The sequence below is a fragment of the Pseudoalteromonas luteoviolacea genome (assembly GCF_001750165.1).
Classification (GTDB): Bacteria; Pseudomonadota; Gammaproteobacteria; order Enterobacterales; family Alteromonadaceae; genus Pseudoalteromonas; species Pseudoalteromonas luteoviolacea_G.
The window spans coordinates 2,097,339-2,109,582 of sequence record NZ_CP015411.1; the positions used below are offsets into that span (position 1 = coordinate 2,097,339).

General features: G+C 40.6%; 10 protein-coding genes. 4 read left to right on the forward strand and 6 right to left on the reverse strand.

What is annotated here, in order from left to right:
- Positions 1-3: 3 nt before the first annotated feature.
- Positions 4-1,404 carry an FG-GAP repeat domain-containing protein gene (locus tag S4054249_RS08945; RefSeq protein WP_046353956.1) on the forward strand — a complete coding sequence of 467 codons (1,401 nt, stop codon included), beginning with the start codon at positions 4-6 and terminating at the stop codon, positions 1,402-1,404.
- 311 nt (positions 1,405-1,715) lie between these two features.
- Positions 1,716-2,051, forward strand: a complete 336-nt coding sequence (locus S4054249_RS08950) for a hypothetical protein (RefSeq protein ID WP_046353955.1) — start codon at positions 1,716-1,718, stop codon at positions 2,049-2,051.
- Positions 2,052-2,378: 327 nt separating this feature from the next.
- Here S4054249_RS08950 and S4054249_RS08955 read toward each other — a convergent pair whose 3' ends face one another.
- The 3 genes from S4054249_RS08955 to S4054249_RS08965 form a co-directional block, all read right to left on the reverse strand.
- The gene (locus tag S4054249_RS08955) at positions 2,379-3,665 is read right to left on the reverse strand and encodes a metal-dependent hydrolase family protein (RefSeq protein WP_046353954.1); all 1,287 of its coding nucleotides are present in this window, start codon (positions 3,663-3,665) and stop codon (positions 2,379-2,381) included.
- Positions 3,666-3,827: 162 nt separating this feature from the next.
- Positions 3,828-5,378 (reverse strand): response regulator, encoded by a 1,551-nt coding sequence (locus S4054249_RS08960; protein WP_046353953.1) that lies wholly within the window; start codon positions 5,376-5,378, stop codon positions 3,828-3,830.
- A 244-nt stretch (positions 5,379-5,622) separates the two neighbouring features.
- Positions 5,623-6,465 (reverse strand): HDOD domain-containing protein, encoded by an 843-nt coding sequence (locus S4054249_RS08965; RefSeq protein WP_046353952.1) that lies wholly within the window; start codon positions 6,463-6,465, stop codon positions 5,623-5,625.
- A 212-nt stretch (positions 6,466-6,677) separates the two neighbouring features.
- On the opposite strand from S4054249_RS08965, the gene S4054249_RS08970 reads away from it, so the two are divergent.
- On the forward strand, positions 6,678-8,231 hold the full coding sequence (locus tag S4054249_RS08970) for an AbgT family transporter (RefSeq protein ID WP_046353951.1): 1,554 nt from the start codon (positions 6,678-6,680) through the stop codon (positions 8,229-8,231).
- A 33-nt stretch (positions 8,232-8,264) separates the two neighbouring features.
- Here the strand turns inward: S4054249_RS08970 and S4054249_RS08975 are convergent, their stop codons facing one another.
- The 3 genes from S4054249_RS08975 to cmoA form a co-directional block, all read right to left on the reverse strand.
- Positions 8,265-9,590: an IS4 family transposase gene (locus tag S4054249_RS08975; protein ID WP_069949063.1), complete on the reverse strand. Its 1,326-nt coding sequence runs from the start codon at positions 9,588-9,590 to the stop codon at positions 8,265-8,267.
- Between the two features lie 134 nt (positions 9,591-9,724).
- Positions 9,725-10,693, reverse strand: a complete 969-nt coding sequence (cmoB, locus tag S4054249_RS08980) for a tRNA 5-methoxyuridine(34)/uridine 5-oxyacetic acid(34) synthase CmoB (RefSeq protein WP_046355407.1) — start codon at positions 10,691-10,693, stop codon at positions 9,725-9,727.
- Between the two features lie 10 nt (positions 10,694-10,703).
- The gene (cmoA, locus tag S4054249_RS08985) at positions 10,704-11,429 is read right to left on the reverse strand and encodes a carboxy-S-adenosyl-L-methionine synthase CmoA (RefSeq protein ID WP_046355406.1); all 726 of its coding nucleotides are present in this window, start codon (positions 11,427-11,429) and stop codon (positions 10,704-10,706) included.
- Positions 11,430-11,546: 117 nt separating this feature from the next.
- On the opposite strand from cmoA, the gene S4054249_RS08990 reads away from it, so the two are divergent.
- Entirely contained in the window at positions 11,547-12,236 is a 690-nt protein-coding gene (locus S4054249_RS08990; protein WP_046355405.1) for a DUF3334 family protein, read from the forward strand.
- Positions 12,237-12,244 lie beyond the last annotated feature (8 nt).

Below are 12,244 nucleotides of genomic sequence, written 5' to 3' on the forward strand. Positions count from 1 at the left end.
AATATGAAAAAATTACTCACTTTTGCTTTGTTTAGCAGCTTAATTTACGCAGATGACTCAATTGACTTACAGTTCAAAGCCGATGGCAAGCTTATTATGTCAGACACAGATTCCGCTTTCGTCGCCGGTAATGGTGAGTCTACCTATTTACAAAAAATAGATTTTAAAACTAAGCAAGTCGCTCTATTAGCGCTACCGGAAAAGCCGATTATGTATAGTCTTGGTAAACTTAAAAATCATCAAGGGGCGCAAGCATTTGTGTTAACTGAGCAGGGCATTTATCACGTAGATGAGACTAAGAATCATAAACTGATAGAGATAGGCACAGCATTTAAATCGGAGGCTTTTTCTCTGTTTAAACATCAAACGTTTACGTTAGATGTAAATAGTGATGGCCTCACTGACTTTTACATACCCGGTATTGAAGAGCAGACTATTTATATTCAACAAAACACCGGTGAGTTCAAATTTTCTTCACTTCCTTTACGTGCAAAAACAGTGACACATGTGACTGATCAAAACTTAACGATCAGTCACACCTTGCCTCAATTCCCAACCTTGGCTGACGTAAATGGAGATGGAATTCGAGACTTTATGTTTTTTGAGGAAAAAACAGTTCAGTATTTTTTAGCGACAAGCGATGCTCCTAGCATGCAACGGCAAACACTCGTGATGTTTGATCAAAGTGCGAAGCAGCGCATCGAGAAGTTAAGTGATTTTAATAATGATGGATACCCTGATATTCATACGATTGAAAGTTTGTCTGAGGGTAGCGATGAAGAAAAGGATCTTGACAGTGAAAGTATACATAGAGTTTTCTTCTCGCGGCAGACGAGCAAAGGGCTGGTTTTTAATGACAGTCCAGATATTAAGCTTATTTTGGAGGAAACTAGTTCGATCGCCCACATTAGCGACTTTGATGGAGACGGGCGTGATGACTTAGCTGTGATCTCTTTTGATATTGGCTTTATGGATATTCTCTCAATTGCCAGTGCTGCGATGGAAAATAAAGAGGTGGTGCTCGATAGCTCAATTAGTATCTTCAAAGGAAAAAGCGGCAATCAATTTTCAAAAAAGGCAGCTGCAAAGAAAAGTTTTGAAATCGCAATGAATATGAATGAGTCGAGTAGCAGCACTGGTAGAGGCATTATTTTTAAAGACTTTAACGGTGATGGGTTAACAGATTTATTGATAAGAGCAGATATTAATGAACTCAAAGTCTATTTTGGCGATGAAAAAAGGGGATTATCGCGCAGAGCAAAGCGCATTAAACGCACTCTACCAAAATCCTCAGGTGATATTTATAGCTATGACCTTAACCAAGATGGGACAGAAGAAATTGTACTGAAGGTCAAGGATAAAAAAGAAGGCTTTAGGCTAGATACCATGCTAATCACAAAATAAGGTGAAGCAATCCTAGTATTTAACTGCCTGTTTTTGAGTTAAGAAAAATAGACGGGCAGTTCATTTAGGTTGAGGGGCTTACTGTAATTAACGCTTAATCGGCTGATAGTAAATGTTATATTCGGTACATATTGTTCATTCACCCGAGGCTTAGTTGTCACAAGAACATATACGAAAGGGCAACTAGTTTGATTTAACTGTTTACTTACGTGGGATATGAAATAAAATTGGTACCCTTAGATGGGGTCTCATCATGTCTGTGATGAGAAACCTGTGATATTGCGTTAATTTACGGTTAAACAAACAGAAATATGATCAAATTTATTGAAACCACGCCTTGGTGGTTCTTAATACTTCTTTACGTCACGACATTAGCTCTTGGAACCTTAGTCGGAGCCCCTCTCGCAATTCAAGTTTATGATTTGCCAAATCCAGTTGAAGTCACTCGATTGTTTGTATTAGTGCCGTTAATCAAAGTACATTACTTACTTCCTTTATTACTTGCAGTTACTTTCGGCCTTAGGTTTGTCAAAAGCAAGGAACAGAAGTCTCTCACGCTATCGTTTATCATCGCAAGTATCATTCTTGTTCCTGTTATATTTTATGGATTGCAAATTTCTGATATTTATTTATACGCAGAAGTCTAAATACGCTTGAATAAAAATACAGTGTGATTGTTGCAATCATGGTTGCTCACGTTTGTCCTTGTTAGCAACATTGAGTCATCGAGATATTCGGGAGTGCAATGTAAAGTTTCTCTGTACTAATTTACTGAGCATGTGCTTTGAGGCGTTCATATTGCAACACAAGAAGTATGTGAAATAGTATTGACCAGTCATTATATGGCTACTGGGGCAGAAGCGATTTGGATGCTATTTGTAAGGTAGACTGTTGAGTATAAACTGAACGGCAGCGGATAGGCTGTTTAAAGGCCTATCCATTTTGGAGTGGGTTTTACTATTGTGATTAAACGTTTATTCAGATAAGCGTTGGTCCATTTCCACTTTGCCATTTTTTACAACCAGTGTGACGCTTTCCATGACTTTGATGTTATCTAGGGGGTTACCTGGAACAGCAATAATATCTGCGAATTTCCCCTGTTCTAGAGAACCAAGACGGCCTTGCAAGTTGAGTAGTGTTGCGGAATTAATGGTTGCGGCTTGCAGTGCCTGAAGTTCAGTCATACCAAACTGGACCATTCTACTAAATTGTTTAGCATTGTCACCGTGTGGGTAGATTCCACCATCTGACCCGAATACCATTTTTACTCCAGCTTTAACTGCTTTGGTAAAGCTATCACGTTGTATTGAACCTACTTGGCGCTCTTTCTCAAGGCTTTCTTCGGGTATACCAGCCTTTGCTCCTTCTCCTAATATGTACTCAGTTGTGTATATATCCATAGAGAAATAAGTGCCATGTTTTAGTGCAAGCTGTATTGCTTCATCATCTAGAAAACTCACATGTTCCACAGAATCAACACCCGCTCGAATAGAAGACTTTATACCGTTTGTTCCATGTGCATGCGCGGCAACAGTCAGGCCTCGCATATGTACTTCATCTACAAGCGCTCGCATTTCTTCAAATGAATATTGCTGAGCACCAACTTTTGTGCCCTGGGACATAACTCCTCCTGTTGCACAGAATTTAATAACATCAACGCCATATTTTACGTTTTCACGTACTTTATGGCGTACTGCCCATGGGCCATCAGCGACGCCTTCAGAAGTCACCCTGTGCTCATGCGTAAATGCATTAGTGTCGCAATGTCCACCGGTTATGCCTATGGCCGGACCAGATGCAAATACGCGTGGACCAGGTATATCTCCATCATAAATGGCATCTCTTATGGCAAGGTCTGCGAACCCTGAAGCTCCTAAGTTTCTGACAGAGGTAAAACCTGCTTCCAGTGTCCGTTTTGCATTGATGGCGCCTGTAATAGCGGAGCGAGGTACTGTTCTTCTGAGTCTTTCATAGCCATGTACCTTTGAATCTCCGGTAAGGTGTACGTGCATATCAAATAACCCTGGGAGTAATGTATGTCCGTGTAAAGTAATGACTTCGGTATTTTTGTTTATTTGCTCTTTGGGTGTGTGTTGGGAAACCGAAACAATGGTTTTATCTTTGACCACAATGGTTGCTGGTGTAATGAGCTTGCCTGTATGAACATCTAGAGCGGCATCCGCTTTTAGGATCAGAGTATTGGCGAATGTGCAGTGAGAGGCTAAGATTATGGCTGAACTGAGGAGTGCTTTTTTAAACATAGTTTTTCTTGTCGTTATTATTTTCAAAAGTAGTCTAAGCAGGCTGAGAATAATGATGCAAGAGAATTACGACTGAATGTATATATATTATGATGGGCTGAGTATAAGTTCAGCCTGGTTGAGTATGTGCTAAAAGATTTTGAGTAAGGGTTTAAATATCTACTAGCCGACGATAGTCTCTCGTGGTTTTCCTAACTTCAAATAATGAATATAATCTTGTTCTTTTAATCCAGCTTCTCGGCTTGAACGTAGTAACAAATCATTTAATGCTTGATCGTTAATACCGCTTCGAAGTGCTTTACTGCACATTTTAATTGTGTCTCTATACTCACCAGAGTCGAATAATCGGGAGGCAAACAGCATATAAGCTTCTTGCTGGTCAGATTCGTCTTTATAAATTTTGGCGAACACTTCTCGATGCATCAAGCCCGCTAACACGTAGTGACTATTTCTATGCTGCTTACCAAGTGCCTTATGCGCGTTAAACAGCATTTCTTTAGAGTGCTCCATATCCTTTACGAGGTAGAATAAGTAAGCAATGATAGTCGCTGCACTAGGATCGTCCAACATGCTCTGACTGAGCTGTAAAAGCTTAGCGCTAGCATCCGCCTCTTTACCTTCTAACAACATCATCATGATCAGCAGTAAATTGAATTCATCCGCACAGTATTTTTGCATATTTGATGCATGTCTTGTTATGGCAGACTTTAAATCATTTTGGATTGACTTAAGTACTTTTGAGTCAATTGATTCTTTGCTATCTAACGTTTCTAAGAAGCGAATCTTAATGGATAGGGCAGACAGTAAAGTAGATAAAGCCGGATCTTCATTATAAGTGCGTTCTTTGCGTCTAATTAAGTTATCAATGGCATCATGCTCTTTGCAAACATGCAACACCATAAGGCTTAAGCGGAACATACTCGGAGACATATCTTCTATTGGAAATGCCAACACTTGAGCTGTCGCTAGATCTCGATTATTCGTTTGGAAAGCGATGTATATCTGCCAATAAAAAACGCGAATAGGGTAATCTTGTCGGGTTTGTGGCTCAGACAAAAATGCTTTACACGCTTCAAAGTCTTTCAGCTCATAGTTAACATGAAATAACGACCACTTTGCCCACTGGATGTTACGGTCTGCCAATGGTAAAAGTAGCTTTTTTGCTAATGAATAGTGTCCAAGCTTGAGTAATAAATTGACTAGCAGCTGATTACGCGCTTTTTTTAAATAGTTGGGGTACTCTTGATTACGTAACTCTTTGAGTTTTAATAATGCATTCTTGTACTTTTTAGCCCTGATAAATTGGTAAGCAAGTTTGAACTCGTTAACTTGTAGCGTATGTTCTTTTAATATCGTCGCAAGATCTTGCGGCGTGTATGGGACTTCCAATAATTGGTTGCTGTGGAATGGGTATTCACAAGCATAGTCAAATGCACTTTGCCTCTTTGCCATATACACAAGCCTGGTCGTCGGTGGCAGAGTTTCGTTATAAACCAGTTCGCTAACAAGGTCATAGAGGTTTTTTATGGTGTCAACTCGGTTGTCCAAAAAAACAATATCATATGTGTTTTGTTTTGCAGAACGCTCGAATGCTTGACCTGAGCGGTATGAACGAACATGAGACACACCTTGCTTGTTTAGCAAAGCTTCTAAAAATCTGGTGTTGTCGCTATTATCATCGACTATTGCAATTTTTAGGTCTGAATACTGCACTCTATTTCCTTTAATCAGCCATGAGTATTATCACTCATGCTGAAAAAACACCCTGTTTGTAGTTGAATTTGGAACTGACTATTCTAATCTTTTTAAAAACATAATCAAAGTGTTAAATGTGATTTTGTTTACATTTATTTAAAAACACGATGGGTTAGTAAAAGATAGGAAAATAAATTAGAAGTAAATTTGGCAAACTAAACGAGACCAGACCAGTAAATCTAGTTTGCCAGAAACCAAACTGTTAGTTAAAAATTTCCTCGACATCATCTTTGATATCTTGGTAAGCGTCCTCGTCTAATTCTAATAAATGAAGAACATCAGTTTTTATATATGCCCAATCTGGTACAGACACAAATCGTTTGTTTACCTGAACCAGGTGTTCGGCCATTTTGAGTGTAGCCATAGTGCAGGCATGTTCAACATCATGAGTTTCTTTGAAAAACTCCATATCATGATGTCTGAGAATAAGTTTGCAAATTGGCTTAGGGAGGTTCCAACTGTTCGCTAAAAAATAGCCAATTGTTGCATGGTTGGTATTATAAATAGCTTCTTCTTGGTCAATTAGTAGCATATCGTAGTTGCTATTTGCGCAAGAAAGTACGTTTGCATAGTCGTCAAACTTTAATGCCATGGCTGGGATCCCCGCATCGTGAAATAATCCCAGCATATGAAGGCTTTCTAAGGGGATCTGTACTGGGATTTTGCGTCCAATGATCATTGCTACTTCTGAAATTTCGTTTGCAGTATCCCAAAACCGCTCCAAGCTGATGCAACACCGTGATTGGTCAAACGCCTGTTTTAACAGAAAGCCGGTAACTAGGTGTGTTACGCTATTTAGCCCCAGAAACATGACGGCTTGGCGAATATCCGTGATTGTTCTTGAAAAGCCATACGATGAAGAATTGATAACTTTCAAAACCGCAGCAGATGTTGCAACATCTGTGGCAATTAAATCTGCAATTTGCCCAAGCTCTGGTTCGCTCGATTGGAGTAGCTCATGTAACTGTGTGAGCAGTTCTGGCTTTGGTGGGAGAGAAAAACCTTTTTCTACATCATTAAGAACGACATTATCTATCTCTATCATAGTTCTTCCATCTTGATGTTGGACATCAAACTAAGCTGATTACACGGACGTTAAAAGAGTATAGCCGTACCTTCTAAATTTTGTGCACTAGAGGCAAATTTTGTTGTTTTTGCACGTTAAGTAGTCAACCAGTTGGTAATTAAGGGACGATTGATTGCTTTCATTCGCTTTGTTAAGTTAAAGTTAGCTAATTTTACTGTTTGGGAATAATTATGAGTCAATCACCTGAAACGGCAGCGCCGAGTGGGGCAGTTGCACGTTTTCTTAATGGGATCGAGCGTGTGGGGAACAAACTCCCTGATCCTGCTATTATTTTCTTATCAGCGATGTTGCTGATATGGTTCCTTTCTTGGATTTTTTCAAGCACGACGTTTGATGCGATAGACCCACGTACTGGTGAAGCTATCGTTGTTCATAACTTACTAAGCGGTGATTCACTTGCCAGTTTCTTGGCCAACATGGTTAAGACGTTCACAGGGTTTGCACCATTAGGTGTTGTTTTAGTTGCGATGTTAGGTGTTGGTGTTGCGGAGCACTCTGGTTACATTAACACAGGCTTGAAGCTCATGTTAAAGCGCACACCGCAAGCATTATTGACTCCATCAATCATTTTAATTGCGATTGTAAGCCACACAGCAACTGATGCCGGTTATGTATTGGTTATTCCATTGGCTGGCGTAATTTTCTATGCCATGGGCCGTCACCCACTTGCAGGTATTGCAGCAGCGTTTGCAGGTGTAAGTGGTGGATTTAGTGCGAACTTCATTCCATCGGGTATTGATCCTTTACTGCAAAGCTTTACGCAAAGCGCAGCACACATTATCGACCCTGAGATTGCAATTAACCCGCTGAACAACTGGTTCTTTACCTCAGCTTCGAGTTTGTTCATTATCTTATTGGGTTGGTATATCACTGACAAAATCATTGAGCCTCGCCTTAAAAATACAGAGATTGATGGTGACACAAACAGCTTACCTTCTTTTGATGAAGTGAACGCAAAAGAAAAGCGCGCATTTTTAGCAGCCTCTGGTGTAATGTTGGCAGGTATTGCGTTATTAGTTTATGCCGCAAGTGGTGAAGATTCTGCATTACGTAGTCCAAATGGCTCGCTAACCGAATTCACAGCGCCGCTTATGCAATCTATTGTACCTTTAATCTTTTTATTGTTTTGGGTGCCAGGTGCGGTCTATGGTTTCTTGGTTGGTACCTTTAAGTCATCAAAAGATATGATTGATGCCATGAGTAAGTCAATGGGAAGCATGGCTTACTATATTGTCATGGCGTTTTTCTGTGCGCTATTTATCAGTGCATTCAGTCAGTCTAATTTAGGTGCATTACTGGCGATTGAAGGTGCAGAAGTACTTAAGGCGCTCGCATTACCAAGTTCAGTGACTGTAGTAGGCATTATTTTCCTTACTGCTTTTGTTAACTTATTTGTCGGTTCAAGTTCAGCTAAATGGGCACTGCTGGGCCCAATTTTTGTACCTATGCTTATGCAATTAGGTTTATCTCCTGATTTGACTCAAGCGGCGTACCGTGTAGGTGACTCAAGTTCAAATATCATCACGCCGTTAATGCCATACTTCCCACTGGTTGTGGTTTATTGCCAAAAGTATGTTAAGAATACAGGTATTGGAACGCTAATTGCCTTGATGATCCCGTACTCTATCGCTTTTCTAGTTGGTTGGAGTATCTTCTTGTTGGCTTATTGGGGTTTAGGAATTCCTTTAGGCTTGCAGTCGAGTTACATTTATCCAGCAGGGTAAGTAATAAAAAAGCCGCTCATAGAGTAATGCCGTTCACTTAAGGTGAGCGGCGTTTGTACTTTTAGCAACTGGGTATCGGTTTTTAGACACCTTCAATACCCTCGGGTAACTTCGTTCCCGTTTTCCTTCAAGCTTAAACTGACTCGCATTTCTTTCTATATCCAGGATGATTTTAGGCACATTTCCTGGAGCATATATAGGCATTTGAGTAAGTTTGTAGATGATATGTGATGAGGCATCTCTAAAGCTAAGTTGATTTGGATAAACACTTTTTAGTGATTTAGCCATTAATACCATTTTGTAACGGATAAGGTTGTAAGCCAGTAACAAGCCCCATAGCTCTTGGTGAATTAGCTCCGGTAAATTGCTGCGCAAGGTGAATCGACTTTCCAATAGATGTTGCTTCATTTCTCGATAGCCCATTTCAATTTCCCAGCGGTGTGCATATAAATCTACAATCTCCGAAGCTGGATATGCCATTGCATCCGTCATTGATGTGAGTACACTCACTTCTTTTCCTTTCACTCGCCTTGTCAATAATCTCACGGTTATAGAGTCGGGTAAGTCAGGGCGCTTCTTCTTAGCCTGCGGCGTCGTTGTCAAACGAACCAGCTTATCTTGCTTCCCTAAGCTATCAATCACTTCATACTGGGTCCCTTTCTTGAGGGGGAGCAGCCAATGCGTGTTACTCCCTTTTTGCTCCCATTCATGTAGCAAGCCAAGTGAATAAAACCCCTTATCGAATAGCGTCAAGCTGTTATTTGGAATATGGTTAATGAGCCTGCTCGCTAGGTTCATCTCGTTTTCACTTACACTATCAAAGGCACTCCCCAATATGAGATGACTGCTTAACTCCATTAAACAGACCATTCTGACTTGCGGATAACCAGCATAGCTGGCTTTATTGGCCGTTCGAGCAAAGGTCGCACTATTTGCTGCGCTATCAGGCGTTCGCCAAACTACACCATCAACACCGTAAATATTAAGTCCATTCCAATGTGGATGCTCCGCACGTTCATGCCAAGTTTGGGCTGTACGGTAAAAAACATCTTGTACTACATTGCTACCTAGCTTTTTTCTAGCTTGAGTGACGGCACTTCGGGCGACATAGTCCACGTCTTGAGGCAAGACGATGTCTAACTTATTAATTAGTTGACGAACGGATTCAGTTCGGAACAAGGACATACCAATGACTGCCCAAATCATGGCATCCATTGGGAGCTTGCGTTTACGCAATGTTGCTACACTATTGGACTCTAAACAGGCTTGTATAATCTCTGGCTCTAAAACATCAGCCAAGCTTTTAAATTCAGTGAGGCGAGAGATAGATGTGCGTGCAAGTGCTTCTGACAATTCCATTAAAAAATCCGATACCAGTATACTGATATCGGATTTTGAAGCCTTGAAAAGATCAGTCAACTGATCATTAAAATATTTCTTAACTGATCGGCATTACGCTCATAGAGCGGCTTTTTTATTTAAAGCGTTATTGTTTATGCCTCAGCAACGAATATAGCGCGCAGAGGAGCGGGGTAGCCTTCAATGGTTTTACTTGGGTCTAATGGGTCCAAGAAATCTGCAAGTGATTCCGTTTCCATCCATTCAGTCTTGCGCTGTTCATCTAATGAAGTGGTGTCTTTGTTGACGACACGAACGTTTTTAAAGCCAACACGCTCGAGCCACAATTTGAGAGCATCGCAACTTGGGATGTACCAGACGTTACGCATTTTGGCATATCGGTCGGTTGGTACCAGCACCGTGTTCACATCGCCCTCAATGACTAAAGTTTCAAGAACCAGCTCGCCGCCTTTGCGTAATTGTGCACGTAGTTGGCTTAAAAAGTCGATAGGTGAGCGCCTGTGATAAAGCACACCCATAGAAAATACCGTATCGAATGCTTTAAGCTCCGGTAATTGTTCTACACCTAATGGCAATAAATGTACATTTGGATCTGGGTTAAAGTGTTTAATCGCTTGGAATTGACTTAAAAACAAATCTGATGGGTCTATACCGACTACGAAATCAGCACCTGCGCCTTTCATACGCCACAAGTGGTATCCAGAGCCACAACCTATATCTAAAACGGTTCTACCGTGTAGATCACTAATGTGTGGCAGTAGTCTGTCCCATTTCCAATCACTGCGCCATTCAGTATCAATGTGAATACCGTGAATATGAAAAGGCCCTTTTCGCCATGGCATCATGCGCTTTAGTAGATGGCTTAATTGCTTTGTATGACCTTCTGAAAGCTCTTCACTTAAACCAAACTCCACGCGATCCGCGATATTTATGTGGTTTGTATTTGACTCAGGTAAGTTTTTAAGTACCTTTTCCCACTTTGGCCAATCACCATGCTGTGCTTCTTTTTGCCAGTGTGTAAGCTGTGCAGGCAAAGTATCTAACCAATGACTGAGCTGGTTTTTCGCAATGGCTGCGTAAAAGTCGTTAAACCAAGTATTCATAATATCCTCGTTATTTTATTGCGACCATTGAGCAAAAGTTAAAGCACTGATACCAAACTTGGGTGTTAGAAAAGCCAACTTCTTCAAGTCTTTCAATATGTGTGCTCAAAGCATCTGTACGCATGATGTTTTCGATAGCTGTTCTTTTTTGGCTAATTTCTAACTCTGAGTATCCATTTTGACGCTTGAAGTCGTGGTGAAGGTCGATAAGCAAGTTATCTTTAATGTCGTTTTCGCCTTTTATCTTTTCAGATAGAAGCAGAACACCACCAGGCTTTAAGCCTGCGTAGATTTTCTCAAGCACAGCCTGTCTTTGGTCTTGAGGGATAAACTGAAGTGTAAAGTTCATCGCAACGACACTTGCATTTTCAATGTTGATGTCGTTAATGTCGCCCAATTCCACATTGACAGGAACGTCTGATTTAAAGCCTTTCAGGTGTAACTTGCAGCGCTCAACCATAGGTGCTGAGTTATCAATGGCGATGATATGGCAGTTTTCTTTATCGATATTGCGACGCATGCTGAGCGTCACAGCACCTAAAGAACATCCTAAGTCATATAAGTTTGAATTACTTTGCGCAAACTGACCTGCCAGTTTTCCCATCGTACTGACCATTGTTGCGTATCCAGGAACTGACCGTTGGATCATGTCTGGGAACACTTCAACGACATTGGCATCAAATGTGAAGTCTTTTACCTCTTGCTCTGCGGCATAAATACTGTCTTTGCCTGTCACAATACTACTCTCATACAAAAATAATCTCGCTATTTTAGCATTTTATACTGGATAGTCAGTGATAAATTGAGTAGCTTGGCTACTATTAGTCATAAGAAGTAAAAAATGAGATAAAAAATGGCGAAAAATAAAGTTGTCAGTACAGAAGATATCCTATCAACATTGTGTCACTCAGTGACTGAGGTACTTTCTTCAGCGAGTGGTAATCAGATATCCTATTCTGCGATGGTGCAAAAGATTACGCGTACTTGCATGCGACCGGATATTGGTTGCTTTGTGTTATTCGATGGCGGGTTTACAGGGTTAGTTGTGACTAATTTTACTGCTCAGGCGGCGATGGAAATCTATCAAGATTACATGCGTAACATGGGCATGCCGGAAAGTGAAATTGCACAAAGCCACTTATCAGACGATGTATCAAATGTAATGGGCGAATTGATGAACCAAATTGTTGGTGATTTCACGGGTAAAGTGAGAGAGCAATTACATACCTCAATCACGCAAAACCAGCCGAAAATGATGGCAATTAACAAGCAGGTTCAAATCTCGGTTGATACAACCATGGATAGACCACAAGCAAGACGAGTCACTTTTACCACGCAAGGACAGAATATTTTCTACCTTGAGTTGGCAATGGACAAAACAGAGTTTATTAAGTTACATGATTTTGATATAGCAGAATCTGTTGACCCAGATGACATCATTGCGAATCAAAGCTCAACGTCAACAAAGTCAAAAGCGACAAAACAAGCAGAACCTCAAGAAGACGCTGCTGATGATGATTTTATGGCTGAACTAGGCCTTTAATCGTTTTA

What these genes read in the sequence shown, in the direction of transcription:
- S4054249_RS08975 (WP_069949063.1), bottom strand. Translation starts at nt 9,590, where the DNA reads ATGGAATTGTCAGAAGCACTTGCACGCACATCTATCTCTCGCCTCACT.
- S4054249_RS08965 (WP_046353952.1), bottom strand. Translation starts at nt 6,465, where the DNA reads ATGATAGAGATAGATAATGTCGTTCTTAATGATGTAGAAAAAGGTTTT.
- S4054249_RS08990 (WP_046355405.1), top strand. Translation starts at nt 11,547, where the DNA reads ATGGCGAAAAATAAAGTTGTCAGTACAGAAGATATCCTATCAACATTG.
- S4054249_RS08945 (WP_046353956.1), top strand. Translation starts at nt 4, where the DNA reads ATGAAAAAATTACTCACTTTTGCTTTGTTTAGCAGCTTAATTTACGCA.
- cmoB (WP_046355407.1), bottom strand. Translation starts at nt 10,693, where the DNA reads ATGAATACTTGGTTTAACGACTTTTACGCAGCCATTGCGAAAAACCAG.
- S4054249_RS08955 (WP_046353954.1), bottom strand. Translation starts at nt 3,665, where the DNA reads ATGTTTAAAAAAGCACTCCTCAGTTCAGCCATAATCTTAGCCTCTCAC.
- S4054249_RS08950 (WP_046353955.1), top strand. Translation starts at nt 1,716, where the DNA reads ATGATCAAATTTATTGAAACCACGCCTTGGTGGTTCTTAATACTTCTT.
- S4054249_RS08970 (WP_046353951.1), top strand. Translation starts at nt 6,678, where the DNA reads ATGAGTCAATCACCTGAAACGGCAGCGCCGAGTGGGGCAGTTGCACGT.